The sequence below is a fragment of the Curtobacterium sp. PsM8 genome (assembly GCF_030433875.1).
In the GTDB taxonomy this organism is placed as follows: domain Bacteria; phylum Actinomycetota; class Actinomycetes; order Actinomycetales; family Microbacteriaceae; genus Curtobacterium.
In genome coordinates, this window is record NZ_JARUXD010000019.1 from 33,626 (window position 1) to 52,791 (window position 19,166).

The window sequence follows — 19,166 nt, forward strand, 5'->3', positions numbered from 1 at the left end:
GTTGCGACTGCGCCGGACGGACCCCGGGAACGTCGTCGCCGTTGCCGATCCGGCAATCGTACTGGCCGTCCCCGAGCACCGGTGGGATGCTGCGCGGATGACCGCAGAACCCACTCCCGGCCCGGATGCCGAGGCCTACTGGACCGACCGCTACGGGGACGCCCCGATCTGGTCGGGGGCGCCCAACGCCTCGCTCGTCGACACGGTCGGGCGGCTCTCCCCCGACGGCGACCCGGCGGCAGCTGGCGGGGCTGCTCGTGCGCGCCGGGCGCTCGACCTCGGCAGCGGTGAGGGCGGCGACGCGCTCTGGATGGCCGCGCAGGGGTGGCGGGTCACCGCGGTGGACATCGCGGCGAACGCCCTCGCCCGCGGACGCGCCGAGGCCGAGCGCGTCGGACTCGGTGACCGGGTGACCTGGGTGCAGGCCGACCTGGCGACCTGGGACACCGACGACCGGTTCGACCTGGTCACGGCGTCGTTCCTGCACTCGTCGGTGTCGTTCCCGCGGGCCGCGGTGCTCCGTCGGGCGACGACGCTCGTGGCACCCGGCGGGCACCTGGTCGTCGTCGGGCACGCCGGGTCCCCGTCCTGGGCGTCGCATGCCGAGCACGCGCACGCCGAACCCCTGGTCGGTCCGGCGGAGCAGGTCTCGCAGCTCGCACTCGACGACGCGTGGGACGTCGAGGTGGGGGAGCTCCGCACCCGGCACGTCACTGCACCGGACGGCAGCCCGGCGACGCTGGAGGACTCGGTGGTCCTGGTCCGGCGGCGCTGACGGCGGTCCCGGGCCGCGGTATGCGGTCTGCGGCCCGTGACGCACGAGAGGCCCGTCGCCGGAGCGACGGGCCTCTCGTGTCAGTGCGTCGGATCAGCCGCGCAGCTCGAGGTACTTGGCGATGAGCGCCTTCGTCGACGAGTCCTGCGCGTCGAGGGCGTCCTGGTCGCCGTCGACCGCCGGGGCGACCTGCAGCGCGAGCTGCTTGCCGAGCTCGACACCCCACTGGTCGAACGAGTCGATGCCCCAGATGGTCCCCTCGGTGAACACGATGTGCTCGTAGAGGGCGATCAGCTGGCCGAGGACGCTCGGGGTGAGCTCCGGCGCGAGGATCGACGTGCTCGGCTTGTTGCCGGTGAAGGTGCGGGCCGCGACGATCATCTCGTCGGTGGTGCCCTCGGCACGGACCTCGTCGGCGGTCTTGCCGAACGCCAGCGCCTTCGACTGCGCGAAGAAGTTCGCCAGGAACAGCGAGTGGACGTCCTGGCCGGGCTGCACGGCCTTGCCGTCGCCGGTCTGGTCGGCGAGGGCGTGGGCGGGCTTCGCGACCGTGATGAAGTCGGCCGGGATCAGGCGCGTGCCCTGGTGGATGAGCTGGTAGAACGCGTGCTGGCCGTTCGTACCGGGCTCGCCCCAGAAGACCTCGCCCGTGTCGGTGACGACGTCCGAGCCGTCCCAGCGGACGCGCTTGCCGTTCGACTCCATGGTGAGCTGCTGCAGGTAGGCCGGGAAGCGGTGCAGGTACTGCGTGTACGGCAGGACCGCGTGGCTCTGGGCGCCGAGGAAGTTCGTGTACCAGACGTTGAGCAGGCCCATCAGGACGGGGACGTTCTGCTCGAGCGGGGCGGTGCGCATGTGCTCGTCGATGGCGTGGAAGCCGGCGAGGAACTGCTCCCAGTTCTCCTGGCCGATCGCGATCACGACGCTGGTGCCGATGGCCGAGTCGACCGAGTACCGGCCGCCGACCCAGTCCCAGAAGCCGAAGGCGTTCTCCGGGTCGATGCCGAACGCGGCGACCTTGTCGAGGGCGGTGGACACGGCGACGAAGTGCTTCGCGACGGCGTCCTTCTTCTCGTCGTCACCGGCGTCGGCCAGGCCCAGGCCCGCCCAGAGCCACTGGCGCGCCAGACGGGCGTTCGTCAGGGTCTCGAGGGTGCCGAAGGTCTTCGACGCGACGATGAACAGCGTGGTCTCGGGGTCGAGGCCGACGGTCTTCTCGTGGATGTCGGCAGGGTCGATGTTCGAGACGAACCGGACCTCGAGCCCCTGCTGCACGTACGGCTTGAGGGCTTCGTAGACCATGACCGGGCCGAGGTCGGAGCCGCCGATGCCGATGTTGACGACGGTCTCGATGCGCTTGCCGGTGACACCGGTCCAGGCGCCGGAACGGACCTGCTCGGCGAAGCCGTAGACCTTGTCGAGCGTGGCGTGCACGTCGGCGTCGACGTCCTGGCCGTCGACGGTCAGGGGTGCGGCGGGGACCAGGCCCTCGGTCGCCTTGGGTCGGCGGAGCGCGGTGTGCAGGACGGCACGGTCCTCGGTGACGTTGATGCGTTCACCGGAGATCATCGCCTGGTAGCGCTCAGCGACGCCGGTGTCCTCCGCGACCTGCAGCAGTGCCTGCAGGACCTCTTCGGTCACCAGGCCCTTCGACAGGTCGACGGTCAGGTCCGCGGCCTGGAAGGTGTACTTCTCGGCACGACCGGGGTCGGCGTCGAACCACCCCCGGAGGTCCGGGGAGAAGCCGGCGGCGATGCCGTCGAGCTGCTTCCATCCTGCGGTCGATGTGGGGTCGACGGGTGCGGAATCGGTCACTTCGGTCCTCCTGGACGCCAGAGCTGGACGGCCCGCAGACCTGGCGCAGCATCGCGTCGCGGGCCGGGTCCGAGCGTAGTGCCGTTCCACCGACCTCGCGCACAGGACCGCATCGCCTGTGGAGAACACGGACACGCCGGACACGACTTCGTCAGGATCGTCGCTCCGCCGACATTGCTGTAGTGAAGGAGGCACCGTGGACACCGAGACCGACACCGACGCAGACGTCGCCCTCACCCGACGACTGGCGGGCGGGGACCGCGCTGCGCTGGCGGACGCGTTCGACCGGTTCGCGCCGACGCTCACCCGCTACGCGTGGGCGCTGGCCGGCAGCCGGCAGGACGTCGAGGAACTCGTGCAGGACACGTTCCTGACGCTCTGGCAGAAGGCCGACACCCTGCAGCTGTCGACCCGTGCGCTCCTCCCGTGGCTGCTGGTGGTCTGCCGGAACCACGCGCGCAACCAGGCCCGGGCGGTCGCGGGACGGGCCGCCGACGAGCTGCCGGCCGAGCTCGCCGTGCCGGAGGCCGACCAGGAGGCCCGTGAGCGCCTCCGGTGGGTCCGTGACGAGATCGACGCCCTCCCGCCGCTCGACCGGCGGATCTGCGAACTCTGCCTGATCGAGGGCCACTCGTACACCGAGGCGGCCGCGATGCTCGGGCTGAGCGTCGGCGCCGTCACCCAGCGGGTCTCCCGCTCCCGAGCACGACTGAAGAAGGCGGTGACGCACGATGAACACTGAGCCCCCCACCGGAGACGACCTGCAGCGGATGCTCGTCTCGATGAAACAGAACGTCCTCGAGCACGCCGAGGAACGTCACCCGAAGCCCAAGCGCCACCGCAGCCGCATCGTCATCGCCACCATCGCCCTCCTCGCCCTCGGCACGGCCGGTGGAGCCGTCGCCCTCGCCGTCGTCCCGCAGGTCCAGCAGGCCGCGCCGGCACCGAGCCCGACGACCGAGCCGTCGGTGCCGGCGAGCACGCCGGCGTCCGCGCCGGTCGTCGACACCCCGGCTCCGAAGCCGTCCGCGTCGAGCGCCGCCGCGCCGTCGCGGTACCCGACCGACTGCCGGGCGCTGTACTCCGACGCGGACCGGGAGCGGCTCTTCGGCAGGACGCCCCTCACCCAGAGCCCCGCGCACCCGGACGGCACGACCGTGCCCGCACCGTCGACGATGCCGTACGCCGGCGGCACCTGGACCGCTTCCGAGTGGCTCGACTGCGTCTGGGCGGATCCCCGCGCCGACGTCAGCGGCATCCACGTGACCATCGGCAGCGCCTCGGCCGCGGCGCTGTCGGGGCGCGAGGACGGGTTGCGCGCGGCCGGTGCCGACTGTGCTCCGGGCGACGGCGGGACGGTCTGCTCACGCAGGTTCCGAGCCGACCCGTCCCCGCAGGACGGCACCGAGACCTCGTGGTGGGACGGCGACGGTCGCTGGATCACGATCAGCCAGGTCAACGCACCCACCTCGGGCCTGCTGTCGGCGACCATCGCCGGGCTCTCGTCCGACCGCGTCGGACCGGGCTCCTGGGTCGTGAGCGGCGCGGGCGTCGGACCGATCACCATCGGCAGCGCCTTCCAGGACGTGGTGGCGGCGGTCGGACCGGTGGTGCCGCAGGCGAACGGCTCCTGCCCGAACCCGAACGTCGGGATCTTCGACTCCGGTGACCTGCACCTCGTCGTCCAGCAGGCGGACGGCAAGGTCATCGGCGTCGAGGCCGGCGGACTGACCACCGCGGCCGGGATGGGCCGGGGCAACAGCCTCGACCAGCTCCGGGCGGCCTACCCGGACCTCACCCGCACGCCGGGCTACGGCGACGACTCGTCCCCCTCGTTCGCCTACTGGAGCGTCCGTGACGGCGACCGGTCGGTGACGTTCGAGATGGACGACGCCGGCACGTCGGTGATCGGCGTGTGGGTCGGCGTGGACCCGCGGCCGCCGTACGAGTACTGCGGCTGACGACCCGCGGCGGCCGGGACCGCGGCCTTCCCGGCGCTGTGGCCTTCCCGGGCAATCGGTACGACGACAGTCGTACTGTGGACGAGCCCACGAACCGAACAACCGGGAAGGACCCGCGTGACCCACGCACTCTTCGACCCCATCACCCTCCGCGGACTCGAGATCCGGAACCGCGTCTGGATCCCGCCGATGTGCCAGTACATGGTCGAGGCGCAGGACGGCGTCCCCACGCCCTGGCACCTCGTGCACCTGGGCGGCCTGGCCCGCGGCGGTGCCGGCGCAGTGGTCGTCGAGGCCACCGGCGTCGTCCCCGAGGGTCGCATCAGCCCGCAGGACCTCGGGCTCTGGAACGACGAGCAGCGCGACGCGTTCCGGCCGATCACCGACTTCATCCACAGCCAGGGGGCCGTCGCCGGCATCCAGCTCGCCCACGCCGGCCGCAAGGCCTCCACCAGCCGCGAGTGGGGTCCCACCGCGGGCGGCGGCAACGTCGCGCCGGAGCAGGGCGGGTGGCAGCCGGTCGGCCCGTCGCCGGTCGCGTTCCCCGGCCTGCACGTCCCCACCGAGCTGACCGTCGAGGGCATCGCCGACGTGGTCCGGGCCTTCGCGGTCGCCGCACGCCGCGCCGTCGACGCCGGCTTCGACCTGCTGGAACTGCACGGAGCCCACGGGTACCTGCTGCACGAGTTCCTGTCGCCCCTGTCGAACGAGCGCACCGACCAGTACGGCGGCTCGCTCGAGAACCGCGCCCGTGCCCTCCTCGAGACGGTCGACGCCGTCCGGGCCGAGGTCGGCGAGGACGTCCCGCTCGTGGTCCGTCTGTCCGCGACCGACTGGGTCGAGGGCGGCTGGGACCTCTCCGAGTCCGAGCAGCTGTCCGCCTGGCTCGGCGAGCACGGGGTCGACCTCGTGTCGGTGTCGACCGGCGGCAACGTCCAGAACGCCCCGATCCCGGTCGGCCCCGGCTACCAGCTGCCGTTCGCGACGGCGATCCGGCAGGCCACGGGCGTGCCGGTCGCGGCCGTCGGGATGATCGACGACCCGTTCCAGGCGGAGCAGATCGTCGCCCTCGGGCAGGCCGACGTGGTGCTCATCGGGCGGGGCGCGCTGCGCGACCCGAACTTCCCGATCCGTGCCGCGCAGGCGCTCCGGGTGGACCTGCCGTACAAGCCGGCACCGTACGAGCGCGCCTACCGCTGATGCGCGCGAGGTGACGGACGGGAGGCCCGCACCACGGCCTCCCGTCCGTCGCCCTCCACAGGTGGCCGGGTCCCGACCACCGTCCACAGGTCGGTGTCGCCGCGGCGGCCCTGCCGACATGAGCCGCTACCGTGGTCCCCATGACGGGCACGGGGGTGACCGCCGGGGACGGACCGGCGCGCAGCGAGGAGTGGTCGCGGCTACCGGTGGGGCGGCGCGAACGCCGGCAGGACGCGGTCCTGGCGCTCGTGCTCGCCGCCGCGCTCACGGTATCGATGACCCTCTACGGCGCGATCGGCCTGTACGACGACCCGGCTCCCTGGTGGGTGTCGGCGCTGATGGTCGTCGCGAACGCCGGTCCCCTGGCCTTCCGCCGGCGTTTCCCGATGTCGGTCGCCGTCCTCACGGCGCTGGCCTTCGCCGCGACCCAGCTCCTGCACGTGCCAGAGGGGCTGTTCCTCAACTTCACGCTGTTCATCGCCCTGTACACGGTCGGTGCCTGGTGCTCCGACCGGACCCGCGCCGAACTGGTGCGCTGGGTCCTCATCCTCGGCATGTTCGCGTGGGTGTTCCTGGCGATCGTGTTCCGGTGGTCGGTGCCGAGCGCGCTGCCCGACGACGGTGACTCGGCGATCCCGCCGTACGTGGCGAACTCCCTGCTGGCGATCGTCATCAACCTCGTGTACTTCGGCGCGGCCTGGTACTCCGGCAACCGAGCCTGGACGGCCGCGGTCGCCAAGCACGACCTCGACGAGCGCACCGCCGAACTGGCTGCCGAGCGGGAGCGCTCCGCGGTGCAGGCCGTCGCGCTCGAACGCGTCCGGATCGCCCGCGAACTGCACGACGTCGTCGCCCACCACGTGTCGCTGATGGGCGTGCAGGCCGGTGCCGCCCGACGGGTGCTCGAGCGCGACCCGGAGCAGGCCGCCACGTCCCTCGCCGTCGTCGAGGACAGTGCCCGGACCGCGGTGGAGGAACTGCGCCGGATGCTCGGCACCCTCCGCCAGACCGACGCCGACGGGCACACGCTGCCCGCGGACGCCCCGAGCACCGAGGGGCTCGCGCGCCTGCCGGAACTCGCCGCCGCCGCGACGACCGCCGGGCACGCCACCGGCTTCAGCGTCGTCGGCGAAGCACGCGCCGTCCCGCCGACCGTCGCCTCGGTCACCTACCGGATCGCCCAAGAGGCGGTGACGAACGTCCTCAAGCACGCCGGCCCCGACGCCCGCGCCGACCTGCGGCTGCGGTACCTGCCGGACGCGCTCGAGCTCGAGGTGACCGACACGGGTGCCAGGGCACGGGCCTCCCGGTCGACCGCGGGCAGCGGACTCGGCCACGTCGGGATGCGCGAGCGCGTCGACGCGGTCGGCGGACGGATCGAGATCGGGCCCCGAGCCCGCGGCGGCTACCTGGTGCGGGCATGGCTGCCGACGGCGTGATCCGGGTGGTCCTGGCCGACGACCAGGACCTGGTGCGGGCGGGCTTCCGGGTGATCCTCGAGTCCGAACCCGGCGTGCGGGTCGTGGCCGAGGCCCGCGACGGTGCGGCAGCGGTCGCGGCCGTCGCCGAGCACCGCCCGGACGTGGTGTGCCTCGACGTGCAGATGCCCGGCGTCGACGGGCTCGAGGCGGCACGGCGGATCACCGCGACGGACGACCCGCCGGCGGTGCTCGTGCTGACCACGTTCGACACCGACGAGTACCTGTTCGACGCCCTCGCGGCCGGTGCCAGCGGCTTCCTGCTGAAGAACGCCTCGCCCGAGAAGCTCATCGAGGCGGTGCGGACCGTCGCCGCCGGGGACGCCCTGCTCGCCCCCGACGTGACCCGGCGGGTGATCAGCCGCGCGACGACGGCGAGCGTGCCCGTGGTGACGCCGGCCGCCGAGCCGCCGACCGTCAGCCCCGAACCCTGCGCGGCTCCGGTGCCCGGCCTGACCGAGCGTGAGACCGAGGTGCTCCGGCTGCTCGGACGGGGGCTCAGCAACGCCGAGATCGCCCGGCTGCTCTTCGTCGGGGACGCCACCGTGAAGACCCACGTGTCGAACGTGCTGCAGAAGCTCGGCCTGCGCGACCGGATCCAGGCCGTGGTGTGGGCGTACGAGAACGGCGTGGTCCGCTCCGGCGACTGACCTGGCCTCCCCCGCGCGGCGGAGGCGACGCCGGCGCGATCCCCGTCGCGTGTGGGAGGCACCGAACCGCCCGCTCTCGTAGCGTCGGAGGCGCAGCGAGGGCCGCTGCGGAAGGGACCCGCCATGCTCAGCATCGAGGGAGTGACGAAGCACTTCGGCGAGCGCCAGGTGCTCGACGACGTCGGCTTCACCGTCGGCCGCGGTCGGTTGACCGGGTTCGTCGGCGGCAACGGCGCCGGCAAGACCACCACCATGCGCATCATGCTCGGCGTGCTCGACGCCGACAGCGGCACGGTCGCGATCGACGGCGTCCCGATCGGCCCCGCCGACCGACGTCGGTTCGGGTACATGCCCGAGGAACGTGGCCTCTACCCCAAGATGCCGGTCGCCGAGCAGGTCACCTACCTGGCGCGGCTGCACGGCGTCGACCGCAGGACCGCGACCACTCGGACGGCCGAGCTGCTCGAGCGGCTCGAACTCGGCGCACACGCCGCGGACCCGGTGGAGAAGCTCTCGCTCGGCAACCAGCAGCGGGTGCAGGTCGCCGCGGCCCTGGCGCACCGGCCCGAGGTCCTGGTGCTCGACGAGCCGTTCTCCGGGCTCGACCCGATGGCCGTCGACACGGTCCTCGGCGTCCTCCGCGAGACGGCGGCGGACGGGGTGCCGGTGCTGTTCTCCAGCCACCAGCTCGACGTCGTCGAACGGCTCTGCGACGACGTCGTTGTGATCGCCGGCGGTCGGATCAGGGCCGCCGGGCCGCAGGACGAGCTGCGTCGCAACGCCGGTCCCGCCGCGTGGGAGATCCTGGTGGCGGACGACGTCGCCTGGCTCCGCGACGAGCCCGGGGTCACCATCCGGGCCTTCGACGGCGGGTACGCCCTGTTCGAGGCCGACGAGTCCGTCGCCCAGACCGTCCTGCAGCGTGCGGTCGCCCGTGGCGGGGTGGCGTCGTTCGGCGCGCGGGTCCCCCGGCTCAGCGAGGTCTTCACGGAGGTCGTCCGATGAGCGCCGTCCAGCGCGGCATCCTGCAGCGCAGCACCGTCGACGCCGTCCGGCTCGTCACCGTGCGGGAGATCCAGGCCCGGCTCCGCAGCAAGGCCTTCGTCGTCTCCGCGGTGATCCTGCTCGTGATGGTCGTGGCGGGCATCGTCGTCGCGGGCATCGTCGGGAAGTCGACGGCGAACGCGACGACCCCGGTCGCCGTGGTCAGCGGGGTGACCCTGCCGAGCTCGGACGGGCTCGACGTGACCAGGACGTCCGACCGTGGCGCCGCCGAGCAGCTCGTCCGTGACGGCGAGGTGGACGCCGCGATCGTCCCCGACGGCGGGCAGCTCGGCTTCCGTGTCGTCGGTCTCGACAGCGCCCCGACCGACGTCGTGCAGGCGCTCAGTGTCTCGCCCGAGGTCGACCTGCTCGACCCCGGCGCCCTGCCGCCCGGTCTGGTGTCCCTGGTGGGCATCGCGTTCGGCGTGGTGTTCTTCGCCTCGGCGGTGACCTTCGGCCAGTCGATCGCGCAGAGCGTCGTGGAGGAGAAGTCCACCCGGGTGGTGGAGATCCTGATGGCGGCGATCCCGGCTCGGGCGCTGCTGGCGGGCAAGGTGATCGGCAACAGCGTGATGGCGCTCGGACAGATCGTGGCGATCGCGATCGCGGCCGCCGTGGCCCTGGCGGTGACCGGGCAGGACAACCTCTTCACGCTGCTCGGCCCGAGCGCGCTCTGGTTCGTCGGGTTCTTCGCGGTCGGGTTCGTCCTCATCGCGGCGCTGTTCGCGGCGTCGGCGGCACTGGTGTCCCGTCAGGAGGACGTCGGCAGCGTGACCACCCCGGTGATGATGCTGCTGATGATCCCGTACTTCCTCATCGTGTTCGCCGCGGACGACCCGACGATCCTCGGGATCATGTCGTACGTGCCGTTCAGCGCTCCGATCGGCATGCCGGTCCGGATCTTCCTGGGCACGGCCGAGTGGTGGGAGCCCCTGCTGTCGCTGGTCGTCGTGGCGGCGTCGGCCCTGGTCGTCGTGCTCCTCGGTGCACGGGTCTACGAGAACGCCCTGCTCCGCACCGGGGGCCGGGTGAAGCTGGCCGAGGCGATCCGCGGCTGACCCGCGGTGATGCGGTGACGCGCTGATGGTCCGTAGGACGCGGCCGGTCGGTCCCCCGTGGCGGTTCCCGGACACCGGGCTGCCACGGGGGACGGCCGTCGTGGGATGCTTCGCCTGATGCCGATCGACGACGCGATGCCGGTGCGTCTCGACGTGACGGGGACGGACCTCGGAGAGGCCGCGACCTTCATCGCGGACCTGTACGGCGCCGACCTGCACGTCGGGCCGGCGTCGACGCCGTTCTCGTTCCGGTACGTCGCCCTCGGCGACAGCACGATGTCGCTGCACACGTCGCAGTTCGCCGGTCACGTCGACGGGGACCTGCCGCCCTCCGACGCCGTCATCGTGCAGTGGCTGCAGTCCGGGTCCTCGCGGCTCGACACCGGGGGCACGGTGCTCGAGATGGAGCCCGGCGTCCCCGTGCCCCTGCTCCCCGACCGCACGTTCTCGTTCGCGATGGACGACTACGAGCAGCGCCTCGTGCACCTGTCCCGCGAGGTCGTCGAACGCGTCGCGGCCGAGCAGGGTGCCGACCTGTCCGCCGGGCTGCGCTTCGACCACCTGACCGCACCCTCCGAGCAGTCCGTGCGGACCTGGCACAACACGGTGTCCCTCATCTCGCACACCCTCCGCGACGGGACGCCCGGGCGGCTGCTGCACGCCGAGATGGCCCGGCTGGCGGCGGCGTCCCTGCTGGAGATGTACCCGCAGCAACGTCCGGTGCGCCGGCGCCCCGAGGGCACCGCGCTGTCGGTGCACGTCCGCGCGGCCGTCGAGTACATCCAGGACCACGCCCGGATGCCGATCACGACGAGTTCCCTGGCGCGACACCTCGACGTCAGTCTGCGCGCGCTGCAGGAGGCCTTCCAGCGGGACCTGCAGACCACGCCGAACGCCTACATCCGGCAGGTGCGTCTGGACCGGGTGCGCCAGGAGTTGCTCGTCTCCGACCCGACCGCCGTCTCGGCGCGCGAGGTCGCCGCGGCCTGGGGGTTCGCCCACCTCGGACGCTTCGCGCAGCAGTACGCGGCGGAGTTCGGCGAGAGCCCGAGGGACACGCTCGAACGGTCAGACGAGCTTCGGCCTAGATGAAGTCGGTGTGCGCGCTGGGCGCGTAGGCCGTCATGAGCGTCGCGGCCGCGAGCCGGGCCGATCGCGCCGGACGGGTGGTGCGGTGGATCGCCGACTCGACCTTGGCGCCCTCGACCAGCAGGGAGAGCGCGTCCGCCACGTGCACGGGCAGGCCGGCGCGACCGGCGAGGGCGTGCAGGTGCGCTTCGATGCCGCGCAGGTGTTCGTGGGCCAGGGCGGCGACGCGGGACTCGGAGCGGCCGAGTTCGCCGTACCCGTTGATGAACGCGCAGCCGGTCCAGGTCGGGTCACGGAAGCAGGCCTCGAGGTGCGCGAACACGGTGAGGATCTCGTCCCGGGCATCTGCGGCTCCGAGGGCGGCCTCGGCGAGCCCGTCGTTCCACTGCGCGTGCCGGTGTTCCAGCACGGCGACGACGACGTCGATCTGGTCCGGGAAGTACGCCCGGACCGTCTCCGGGTCCGTCCCGGCGAGCGTCGCGACGGTGGCGTGGTCGAGACCGGCGGCACCCTCGGCGGTGAAGACCCGGTCGGCGGCGTCGACGACGCGAGCACGGTCCCAGCGGTGCGGTTCGTGCTCGACGTCGACGCCCACGTCAGATGGTCGTCGTCGTGGTGCGGAGCGCGGTGCTCCGGGCGGTGCGCTCGGCACAGAGTGCCTCGAGGCGTCCGAGGCGGGCCCAGACGACCCGGTGGTCGGCACTCAGCCCGGACGAGTCGGCCGTCACGCGGACCGGGCCCTGCTCGAGGGCGATCATGCGGCGGCCTGGAAGAAGTCGGCGTACGTCGGGTCGGTGCTGACACCGATGCCGAGCCGGCTGATCACGATCCGGTCGATCTCGAGGGGCGAGGACATGCCTCGACGGTGCCACTCCAGCGGGTCGGAGCGGAGTTCCTGCATCAGGGTGGAGTCACGCACGGAAGGCCTCCTGTTCGCGCATCAGCGCGGTCATGTCGATGGGTTCGGTCAGCGCGACGACGTCGTACGGCGCTGGTGCTGCGGCGATCACGAGGCGACCACCAGGGCGATCACGGCGAGCGTGAACGTGCTGACGGCGGCGAGGCCGACGACGAGCGCGCTCGCGGTCAGGATGCGACCGCGGGTGGCTTCTCGGACCTCGGTGAAGACCTCGGTGCGCGTCGGCCGGTGGAGGGCCGGGCCGCCGGCGAGGGGTGTCGGGATGGCGGTGGTGGTGGCGGGCATGAGCGTCGCCTCCTCTGCAGGGACCTCGTTCGGTCCCACGTCGACCGGGGCGACCGCTGCGGCCAGGCCACCGCAGATCGCGGGGGATGTCGGGGCACGCGGGATGGTGTTCGTCCTGGTGTCTCCGACGCTACGACACCCGCTCCAGCTGACACGAACGCGTCCGCGGATCCGCGAATCGCGACGGATCGGTGCCGCGCATCCCGACCGGGGATCACGCCCCGACCCGCCCAGCGCAGCGTGTGCAGCGGAGCGCGTTCAGCGCAGTGCGCGCCGGTACCGCCAGCGGACGACGACCTGCGCGGCGCGGAGCACCGGGAACACCAGCGCCCAGGCGCGGGTGGTCGACGGCCGGGTCAGGGACCGCAGCGTCAACCAGACGGTGTCGCCGTCGCGGCTGACGATGAACGACTCCTCGCCGTCGACGGGGTGGCCGGGCAGGGTCCGGTAGGCGAACCCGACCCGGTCGTCGGTGCGCACCACCGCGACGACCTCGACCGGCTCCCGCACGACGACCGGGCCGATCCGGAAGCGCACCTCGAGCCGTCGGCCCGGCTGCACCTCGGTGTCGTCGGGCACCGAGAAGCCGCTGCGGGTCTTCACACCCCACCGGAGCACCGACCGGGAGGCCCGCTCCCACGCCGCCTCGCCGGTCCCGACTGCAGACCGCCGCTCGTACCGCCGGTGCGTCGGGGCGCTCGGTCCCCAGACGGCGGACGCGGGATCCGTCCGCGCCGTCCCCTCGTCGCTGCCCATGCCGGCCATCCTGCCCGAGTGCCGTGCCCGAGGACGCGGGACGACCCTCCCGGCCGGTCGCCGACCACCCCGTCGCCGACCACCCCGTCGTCAGGGCCCGCGCGTACCGTCCACATCATGAGCAACGTCATCATCCTCGGCGGCCACGGCCGCGTCGCCCTCCTCACCGCGCAGCTCCTGACGGGCCGCGGCGACACCGTCTCGTCGGTCATCCGGAAGGCCGAACAGCAGGACGACGTCCGCGCCACCGGTGCGGAGCCCGTCGTCGCCGACATCGAGCAGCTCGACATCGCCGGCCTCACCGACCTGGTCCGCGGCCACGACGCGATCGTGTGGGCAGCCGGCGCCGGCGGGGGTTCCGCCGAGCGAACCTGGGCCGTCGACCGGGACGCCGCGATCCGCTCGATGCACGCCGCCCTCGAGGCCGAGGTCCAGCGCTTCGTCCTCGTCTCCTGGTCGGACGCGGGCCTCGGCCACGGCGTCCCCGAGGACGACGACTTCTTCGCCTACGCCGAGGCGAAGACCGTCGCCGACGCGGTCCTCCGCGACTCGGCGCTCGACTGGACGATCGTCGCCCCGAGCACCCTGACCGACGACGACGCGACCGGCTCCGTCGAGACCGCCGACCCGTCCTCGAGCATCGCCCGCGGGGACGTCGCCGCGCTGGTCGCCGCGTCCCTGCACGACGACGCGTCGGTCGGCAAGACCTTCCGCGTCAACACCGGCGACGTCGCGATCGAGCAGTTCGTCCGCGACTGAGCCCGCGTCTCCGTTCCACCGAGACGCCGCCGACCTGCCGAGACGCCGCCGGATCCGGCGGCGTCTCGCGCGTTCGGCGGCGTCTCGTGCGTCCGGGCCCGCCTCAGGGCAGCAGCGCCGCGGCCACCGCCCGCGCGGTCGCGGTGTCGTCGGCGTCGCCCCGGAGGCGCATCGCCAGCGCCCCGGAGACCACGAGGAGCAGCCGGTCCGCCAGGCCCTCCGCCGCCCCCACCCCGACCAGGGGCACCGCGGCGTCGCGCAGCCGTGACCGCAGCGTGGCGGTCTCGTGGTGCAGCACCACGGTGATCTCGTCCGGCGCGTCCGCGTACTCCGACGCCGTCCCGAGGAACGCGCACCACCGCGACCCGGAGGGCGTCGACCGGAAGGCGTCGAGCGCGTCGAAGACCGCGAGCACCCGGCCACGGTCATCGGACGCGCGGGCGAGCGCCTCGTCCCACACCCGCAGCCACTCGTCGTGCCGGCGCTCGAGGGCGGCGGCGACCAGGGCCTCCTTGCTGGCGTACCCGCGGTAGAGCGTGGCGGCGGAGACCCCGGCGCGTTCGAGGACGGCGTCGATCGGGGTCGCGGCGATGCCCCGCGTGAAGAAGAGCTCCTCCGCGGCGTCGAGGAGCTTCCGCTCGGTTCCTGGACGCATCGTCATGCCTGCACCCTAGGCTCTGAAAAGTGAAACGTACGTTTTCGTTCTTCGCTGCGCCCGCCGTGCTCGTCGGCAGCGGCACGGCCCTCGTCGCGGCCACCTACGGGCTCGTCCGACTGGCCTACGGGCTGTTCCTGCCCGACGTGCAGGACGCGATCGGGCTCGGCGACGGACCCGCGGGCTGGATCGCGTCGGGATCCTCGGTCGTCTACTGCATCGGCGCGCTGGTCGGCTTCGTGCTGGCTCCGGAGCGCCCACGTACCGCGGTCGTCCTCGCTGCGCTGACGGCCGGACTCGGAGTCGCCGGGATGGCAGCGAGCACCACCCCACTCGTGTTCGGCACCGCCGCGGTCGTCAGCTCGGCGGGTGCCGGACTGGCGTCGCCCGCACTCGTCCGGCTCGTGCAGCGGGACCTGTCGGCCGAGCGGGTGAACGGGGCGCAGGCGGTGGTCAACTCCGGCACCGGGCCCGGCCTCGTCGCCGCGGGCGTCCTCGCCCTGGTGCTGCTGCCGGACTGGCGGGTGGCCTGGGCGGTGGCCGCCGTCGTCACGGTCACCGCCGGGGCCGCCGTCCTGCTCGCCGACCGAGCCGCGGCACCGGCGCCGACGGGGACCGGGCCCACGACGGGGACGGGGAGGGCGACGGACACCGAGCGCCGCCCGAGCCCCGTCCCACCCCTGGCGTGGTTCGCCGCCCACCGCGGCCCGGTCCTGGTCGCACTGCTCCTCGGGGCCGGCTCGGCCGCGGTCTGGACCTACGGCCGCACCCTGCTCGTCGATGCCGGCGCCCCGACGATCCTGTCGGTGGTGGCGTGGATCGCCCTGGGCACCGGGGGCGCGTCGGTCGGCCTCACCTCGCGGTGGCTCGGACGCCTGCCCTCCCGCACGGCGTGGGCCCACACGGCCGCTGCGGTCGCCCTCGCCACCCTCGGCCTCGGTCTGGCCGCGCAGCTGCACGGCGTCACACTGGCCGCGGTCGCGCTGCTGAGCTGCGCGCTGTTCGGCTGGGGCTACACCGCGGCGACGGGCGCCCTGATCTCGTGGACGACCGAACTCGACCGGGACCGCGCGGCATCGGGTACCTCGGTGCTCTTCGTGGTCCTCGTCCTCGGGCAGGCACTCGGCGCGGCGGCAGCGGGCAGGGCGCTCGCCACCGTCGGGGCGGGCCCGGTGTTCATCGTCGCCGCGGTGGTCGTCGCGCTCGGGGTGGTCCCGGCGCTCGCGGTGGTCCCGGCGCTCAGGGGGCTCCCGGCACTCAGAAGTCCTCACCGATGTCCGGCACGTCGGTCATCTCCGCGTTCCACGCCGGCCGAGCCGGCTGGAGACGCAGCGTCTCCGCCTCGAGGTACTCGATGACCTGCTGGTCGAACGGCTCGTCGGCACTGTCCGGCACCGGCGTGGAGAAGATCTCGCTCGCCGGCCCGATGAGCAGGTGCGCGTAGACCGTGCCGCCGCCCTCGGTGACCACCGGGATCTGCACGACGTCGGACTTCCCGGCCACCGCCAGGGCACGGCAGTAGCGGAGGAGGGCCTTGCAGGTGCGGTCCCCGGTGAGGATGTGGCTGTTCACGTAGTGGACACGGCGCATGTCGGCCAGGCTGTCGGACGGCTCCTGGGGGACGTTTAAGATCGGCCGGAGCCGGACAGACGGCGCGGAAGGACACACCACCATGGGCAAACTCGTCTACGACTCCACGTTCACCGCCGAGTTCGACGACCGCCTGCTGACGCACCTGCAGATCGTCATCGGGATGAAGCTCCGGCGTGGTGAGTCCTTCATGTTCTCGTGGAAGGACGACGTCGAGCTCGGGGACGGCCGCACCGCGATCTGGCTCGACCGCTCGATGCCCCTGGTCTTCCGGTACTCCGGCAGCCGCATCCCCGCCGTGAACCGTGCCTGGGTCGAAGCGCTCGGCCTGACCGCCGGGTCGTCCGCGGGCCTCCGCATCGTGCCGGAACCGACCGACTCCGGAGACACCCTGTGAAGCGCACGGTCCTGACCTACGGCGGCACGCAGTACACGATCGCGAACGAGGACACCGAGACCGTCCAGGCGCGCATCGACGCGGGCCTCCGGGAGCACCCGTTCATGTGGCTGCAGGTGAACTACGGCGACGGCCGGGCGACCCCCGCCATGCTGCTCATCTCCCCCGCGACGCCGGTGGCGATCATCACCGAGCGCGACGTCGACGAGCAGGACGAGGACGGCTCCGTTGCCCGCTACCTGCTGCCGGAGCAGACCCGCCCGGCGTCGATCGAGATCGGCCCCACCGACCACTGAGCGCGCGCCCGGTCCCGGTCCCGTCCGGGAGGCGCGCCACCCGCCCGCCAGTCGGCCGACGTCCGGCGGACGCAACCGCTCGCAGTCAGCCCCGCCCGCCGCCGAGCAGCGCCCGCAGGGCGTCCTCGAGCGGCCGGGCCACCGCCTCGACGTCCGCGGAGGCCAGCGGCTCCACCTTCGTCGAGGTCCGCAGCATCGTCATGCCGAGCACCACGGAGAGGGCGATCTCGGCACGGACGAGCAGGTCGTCGTCGTCCGCGGACGAGCTGCCCGCACGGGCGGCACCGGCGAGCCGTTCGGCGTAGCCGCGGAGGGTCTCCCGCCGGATCCGGTCCACGGCCTCGTCCCCGGAGCCACGCAGCAGCAGGAGTAGCTGCATCGAGTCCTCGTCCGTCGGTGACCGGATGATGTGCCGGATGAGCCCGCCGAGCACGCGCTCGAGATCAGAGCCCGACGGCGCAGCCTCCTGCTCGGGGGTCGCCCGGTCGAGACAGGCGCGGAACAGCCCCTCCTTCGACCCGAAGTACCGGTTGATGAGCGCCACGTTCACCCCGGCGTCGGCGGCGATGTCCCGCACGGTGGTGGCCCGGTAGCCGTCGAAGGCGAACCGATGCCGAGCGGCCTGTACGAGGGCCAGGCGGGTGGCAGCGGCGTCCTTGCTCATGGCCCGAGCGTAGCGGGCGCGGCCGGACGCTCGACGGCGATGTAATCGGGTGTTGACATCGGTCGGGGAACGCGTACCCTCGTGAAGTCAGCAGTTGTTGACATCGACAGCGTCGTCGGTCCCCCACCCCGCACGCACCCGATCCGACCAGACGGAGCACGATGTCCACCGCCACCGCGAGCCCCCGCACGGGCTCCACCCCGACCGCCGACCACGGCCGTCGTCCGAACACCACCGCGATCATCGTCTACCTGTCCCTCGGTGGCCTGTCGTTCGCGGTCCTGCAGTCCCTCGTCGCTCCCACACTCGCCACGATCGGCCAGGACCTCGGCGCCTCGACCAGCGCCGCCAGCTGGGTCCTCACGGCCTACCTGCTCTCGGCGTCGGTGCTCACCCCGATCCTCGGCCGCCTGGGTGACATGGTCGGCAAGCGCAAGGTGCTCATCGTGGTCCTCACGATCCTCCTGGCCGGCGCCGTCCTCGCCGCCCTCGCCCCGAACCTCGGCGTCCTCATCGTGGCGCGCGCCCTGCAGGGTGCCGCGGGCGCGGTGATGCCGCTGTCCATCGGCATCGTCCGCGACGAACTGCCGAAGGAGAAGGTGAGCGTCACCATCGGGCTGCTCTCCGCCATCTTCGGCATCGGCGCGGGTGTCGGCATCGTGGCCGCCGGCCCGATCGTCGAGCACCTGTCCTGGCACTGGCTGTTCTGGCTGCCCGCCGTCCTCGTCGTGATCGCCCTGCTCGGCGCCGTGTTCGGCATGCCCGAGTCGCCGGTCCGGAAGCCCGGCCGCCTGGACGTCGCCGGCACCGCGGTCCTGGCCGTGTCGCTCGTCGCGATCCTGCTCGCCGTCAGCGAGGGCCAGACCTGGGGCTGGGGTGACGTGAAGACCGTCGGCCTGCTCATCGTCGGCGCCGTCGCGCTCGTCGCGTTCGTGTTCGTCGAACTCCGCGTCGCCGAACCCCTCATCGACGTGCGGCTCTTCGCCGTCCGCGGCGTCTGGACCGCCCACGTCGTCGCACTCGTCTTCGGCTTCGCGATGTTCGGCACGTTCGTCCTCGTCCCGACGATCCTGCAGCTGCCCAGCGCGCTCGGCTACGGCTTCGGCAAGGACGTCACCCAGGCCGGCCTGTTCCTGCTGCCGACCGTCGTGATGATGGTCATCGCGGGCCCGATCGCCGGCATCCTGGTCCGCAAGGTCGGCCCGAAGCCGCCGATGCTCATCGGCGGGGTCGCGATCGTCGCCGCGTTCCTGATCCCGGCGATCTCGCACGCGTCGATCGTCGAGATCGTGGTGTCCGGCATCCTCACCGGCGTCGGGATCGGCATGGCACTGGCCGCCTGCTCGAACGCCATCATCGAGAGCGTCCCGGCGAACCAGACCGGCGAGGCGATCAGCGCGAACACCGTCGTCCGGACCATCGGGTCGAGCGTCGGGACCGCCGTCATCGCCGCGCTCATCACCTCGCACAGCACCCCGCAGGGCCTGCCCACCGACGACGCGTTCACCATCGGCTTCTGGGCCTGCACGGCGGTGGCCGTCCTCGCGGTCGTCGCGGCCCTCGCGGCACCGTCGATGCGCGCCCGCCGTGCCGCCGCCCTGGCCGCGGGTGTCGACGACTTCGACGCGGTCACGCACTGACCCGCTGAACGGGCCCGTCTCGCCGAGACGCCGCGAACCGTGGGAGACGCCCCCGCACAACGGCGGGGGGGGGGGGGGGGGGGGGGGGGGGGGGGGGGAGGGTGGTGGAGGAGCGAGCCGCGGGCGCCCGACACG

Annotated in this window: 23 protein-coding genes; 14 read left to right on the top strand and 9 right to left on the bottom strand. The window is 72.9% G+C overall.

From position 1 onward, the window contains the following. Window positions 1-97: 97 nt before the first annotated feature. Complete coding sequence (locus QCD68_RS06575; RefSeq protein WP_301222454.1) at window positions 98-775, top strand: SAM-dependent methyltransferase; 678 nt, start codon at window positions 98-100, stop codon at window positions 773-775. A gap of 93 nt (window positions 776-868) precedes the next feature. Here the strand turns inward: QCD68_RS06575 and pgi are convergent, their stop codons facing one another. Then, window positions 869-2,590: a glucose-6-phosphate isomerase gene (gene pgi, locus QCD68_RS06580; protein ID WP_111074474.1), complete on the bottom strand. Its 1,722-nt coding sequence runs from the start codon at window positions 2,588-2,590 to the stop codon at window positions 869-871. Between the two features lie 196 nt (window positions 2,591-2,786). Between pgi and QCD68_RS06585 the strand changes: the two genes are divergently transcribed. The 8 genes from QCD68_RS06585 (at window position 2,787) to QCD68_RS06620 (ending at window position 11,073) form a co-directional block, all read left to right on the top strand. Then, window positions 2,787-3,332 carry an RNA polymerase sigma factor gene (locus tag QCD68_RS06585; protein ID WP_111074473.1) on the top strand — a complete coding sequence of 182 codons (546 nt, stop codon included), beginning with the start codon at window positions 2,787-2,789 and terminating at the stop codon, window positions 3,330-3,332. Beyond that, a complete protein-coding gene (locus QCD68_RS06590; RefSeq protein WP_301222455.1) occupies window positions 3,322-4,551 on the top strand; it encodes a hypothetical protein in 1,230 nt (409 codons plus the stop codon). Before QCD68_RS06585 ends, QCD68_RS06590 begins: the two co-directional genes overlap by 11 nt. A 117-nt stretch (window positions 4,552-4,668) precedes the next feature. Then, complete coding sequence (locus tag QCD68_RS06595; protein WP_111074471.1) at window positions 4,669-5,751, top strand: NADH:flavin oxidoreductase/NADH oxidase; 1,083 nt, start codon at window positions 4,669-4,671, stop codon at window positions 5,749-5,751. A gap of 140 nt (window positions 5,752-5,891) precedes the next feature. After that, window positions 5,892-7,190 carry a sensor histidine kinase gene (locus QCD68_RS06600; protein WP_301222456.1) on the top strand — a complete coding sequence of 433 codons (1,299 nt, stop codon included), beginning with the start codon at window positions 5,892-5,894 and terminating at the stop codon, window positions 7,188-7,190. Then, window positions 7,172-7,879 carry a response regulator gene (locus QCD68_RS06605; RefSeq protein ID WP_111074469.1) on the top strand — a complete coding sequence of 236 codons (708 nt, stop codon included), beginning with the start codon at window positions 7,172-7,174 and terminating at the stop codon, window positions 7,877-7,879. Before QCD68_RS06600 ends, QCD68_RS06605 begins: the two co-directional genes overlap by 19 nt. Window positions 7,880-8,002: 123 nt before the next feature. Further along, entirely contained in the window at window positions 8,003-8,884 is an 882-nt protein-coding gene (locus QCD68_RS06610) for an ABC transporter ATP-binding protein (protein ID WP_301222457.1), read from the top strand. Further along, window positions 8,881-9,981, top strand: coding sequence for an ABC transporter permease (locus QCD68_RS06615; RefSeq protein WP_301222458.1), 1,101 nt, complete (start codon window positions 8,881-8,883; stop codon window positions 9,979-9,981). The genes QCD68_RS06610 and QCD68_RS06615 overlap by 4 nt, the downstream gene beginning before the upstream one ends. Window positions 9,982-10,098: 117 nt before the next feature. Beyond that, entirely contained in the window at window positions 10,099-11,073 is a 975-nt protein-coding gene (locus QCD68_RS06620; RefSeq protein ID WP_301222459.1) for a helix-turn-helix transcriptional regulator, read from the top strand. Here QCD68_RS06620 and QCD68_RS06625 read toward each other — a convergent pair. From QCD68_RS06625 to QCD68_RS06645, 5 genes are all read right to left on the bottom strand, one after another. Next, window positions 11,066-11,665, bottom strand: a complete 600-nt coding sequence (locus QCD68_RS06625) for a TetR/AcrR family transcriptional regulator (protein ID WP_301222460.1) — start codon at window positions 11,663-11,665, stop codon at window positions 11,066-11,068. The genes QCD68_RS06620 and QCD68_RS06625 overlap by 8 nt on opposite strands. A gap of 1 nt (window position 11,666) precedes the next feature. After that, window positions 11,667-11,828, bottom strand: a complete 162-nt coding sequence (locus QCD68_RS06630) for a hypothetical protein (RefSeq protein ID WP_221849134.1) — start codon at window positions 11,826-11,828, stop codon at window positions 11,667-11,669. Beyond that, window positions 11,825-11,989 (bottom strand): hypothetical protein, encoded by a 165-nt coding sequence (locus tag QCD68_RS06635; protein WP_181439196.1) that lies wholly within the window; start codon window positions 11,987-11,989, stop codon window positions 11,825-11,827. Before QCD68_RS06635 ends, QCD68_RS06630 begins: the two co-directional genes overlap by 4 nt. Before the next feature lie 87 nt (window positions 11,990-12,076). Next, entirely contained in the window at window positions 12,077-12,274 is a 198-nt protein-coding gene (locus QCD68_RS06640) for a hypothetical protein (RefSeq protein ID WP_301222461.1), read from the bottom strand. Between the two features lie 258 nt (window positions 12,275-12,532). Continuing rightward, window positions 12,533-13,030, bottom strand: a complete 498-nt coding sequence (locus QCD68_RS06645; protein WP_301222463.1) for a DUF1990 family protein — start codon at window positions 13,028-13,030, stop codon at window positions 12,533-12,535. Between the two features lie 117 nt (window positions 13,031-13,147). Between QCD68_RS06645 and QCD68_RS06650 the strand changes: the two genes are divergently transcribed. Continuing rightward, entirely contained in the window at window positions 13,148-13,789 is a 642-nt protein-coding gene (locus QCD68_RS06650) for an SDR family oxidoreductase (RefSeq protein WP_301222464.1), read from the top strand. 103 nt (window positions 13,790-13,892) lie between these two features. Here QCD68_RS06650 and QCD68_RS06655 read toward each other — a convergent pair whose 3' ends face one another. Then, window positions 13,893-14,450 (bottom strand): TetR/AcrR family transcriptional regulator, encoded by a 558-nt coding sequence (locus QCD68_RS06655; RefSeq protein WP_301222465.1) that lies wholly within the window; start codon window positions 14,448-14,450, stop codon window positions 13,893-13,895. Between the two features lie 23 nt (window positions 14,451-14,473). On the opposite strand from QCD68_RS06655, the gene QCD68_RS06660 reads away from it, so the two are divergent. Further along, a complete protein-coding gene (locus QCD68_RS06660) occupies window positions 14,474-15,802 on the top strand; it encodes an MFS transporter (RefSeq protein ID WP_301222466.1) in 1,329 nt (442 codons plus the stop codon). Here the strand turns inward: QCD68_RS06660 and QCD68_RS06665 are convergent. Continuing rightward, window positions 15,702-16,034 (bottom strand): hypothetical protein, encoded by a 333-nt coding sequence (locus tag QCD68_RS06665; protein WP_301222467.1) that lies wholly within the window; start codon window positions 16,032-16,034, stop codon window positions 15,702-15,704. The two genes, QCD68_RS06660 and QCD68_RS06665, sit on opposite strands and share 101 nt — an antisense overlap. 82 nt (window positions 16,035-16,116) lie before the next feature. Here QCD68_RS06665 and QCD68_RS06670 point away from each other — a divergent pair, with 82 nt between their 5' ends. Next, window positions 16,117-16,431, top strand: coding sequence for a DUF7882 family protein (locus QCD68_RS06670; RefSeq protein ID WP_110904197.1), 315 nt, complete (start codon window positions 16,117-16,119; stop codon window positions 16,429-16,431). After that, on the top strand, window positions 16,428-16,727 hold the full coding sequence (locus QCD68_RS06675; RefSeq protein WP_301222468.1) for a hypothetical protein: 300 nt from the start codon (window positions 16,428-16,430) through the stop codon (window positions 16,725-16,727). The genes QCD68_RS06670 and QCD68_RS06675 overlap by 4 nt, the downstream gene beginning before the upstream one ends. Window positions 16,728-16,812: 85 nt before the next feature. Here QCD68_RS06675 and QCD68_RS06680 read toward each other — a convergent pair whose 3' ends face one another. Next, window positions 16,813-17,391: a TetR/AcrR family transcriptional regulator gene (locus tag QCD68_RS06680; RefSeq protein ID WP_290155841.1), complete on the bottom strand. Its 579-nt coding sequence runs from the start codon at window positions 17,389-17,391 to the stop codon at window positions 16,813-16,815. 161 nt (window positions 17,392-17,552) lie between these two features. On the opposite strand from QCD68_RS06680, the gene QCD68_RS06685 reads away from it, so the two are divergent. After that, window positions 17,553-19,031, top strand: a complete 1,479-nt coding sequence (locus QCD68_RS06685) for an MFS transporter (protein WP_301222469.1) — start codon at window positions 17,553-17,555, stop codon at window positions 19,029-19,031. Window positions 19,032-19,166: the final 135 nt, after the last annotated feature.

Coding starts and splice junctions, on each gene's coding strand:
- QCD68_RS06575 (WP_301222454.1), top strand. CDS start 98: ATGACCGCAGAACCCACTCCCGGCCCGGATGCCGAGGCCTACTGGACC.
- QCD68_RS06590 (WP_301222455.1), top strand. CDS start 3,322: ATGAACACTGAGCCCCCCACCGGAGACGACCTGCAGCGGATGCTCGTC.
- QCD68_RS06600 (WP_301222456.1), top strand. CDS start 5,892: ATGACGGGCACGGGGGTGACCGCCGGGGACGGACCGGCGCGCAGCGAG.
- QCD68_RS06605 (WP_111074469.1), top strand. CDS start 7,172: ATGGCTGCCGACGGCGTGATCCGGGTGGTCCTGGCCGACGACCAGGAC.
- QCD68_RS06610 (WP_301222457.1), top strand. CDS start 8,003: ATGCTCAGCATCGAGGGAGTGACGAAGCACTTCGGCGAGCGCCAGGTG.
- QCD68_RS06615 (WP_301222458.1), top strand. CDS start 8,881: ATGAGCGCCGTCCAGCGCGGCATCCTGCAGCGCAGCACCGTCGACGCC.
- QCD68_RS06620 (WP_301222459.1), top strand. CDS start 10,099: ATGCCGATCGACGACGCGATGCCGGTGCGTCTCGACGTGACGGGGACG.
- QCD68_RS06630 (WP_221849134.1), bottom strand. CDS start 11,828: ATGATCGCCCTCGAGCAGGGCCCGGTCCGCGTGACGGCCGACTCGTCC.
- QCD68_RS06640 (WP_301222461.1), bottom strand. CDS start 12,274: ATGCCCGCCACCACCACCGCCATCCCGACACCCCTCGCCGGCGGCCCG.
- QCD68_RS06645 (WP_301222463.1), bottom strand. CDS start 13,030: ATGGGCAGCGACGAGGGGACGGCGCGGACGGATCCCGCGTCCGCCGTC.
- QCD68_RS06650 (WP_301222464.1), top strand. CDS start 13,148: ATGAGCAACGTCATCATCCTCGGCGGCCACGGCCGCGTCGCCCTCCTC.
- QCD68_RS06655 (WP_301222465.1), bottom strand. CDS start 14,450: ATGACGATGCGTCCAGGAACCGAGCGGAAGCTCCTCGACGCCGCGGAG.
- QCD68_RS06665 (WP_301222467.1), bottom strand. CDS start 16,034: ATGCGCCGTGTCCACTACGTGAACAGCCACATCCTCACCGGGGACCGC.
- QCD68_RS06670 (WP_110904197.1), top strand. CDS start 16,117: ATGGGCAAACTCGTCTACGACTCCACGTTCACCGCCGAGTTCGACGAC.
- QCD68_RS06680 (WP_290155841.1), bottom strand. CDS start 17,391: ATGAGCAAGGACGCCGCTGCCACCCGCCTGGCCCTCGTACAGGCCGCT.
- QCD68_RS06685 (WP_301222469.1), top strand. CDS start 17,553: ATGTCCACCGCCACCGCGAGCCCCCGCACGGGCTCCACCCCGACCGCC.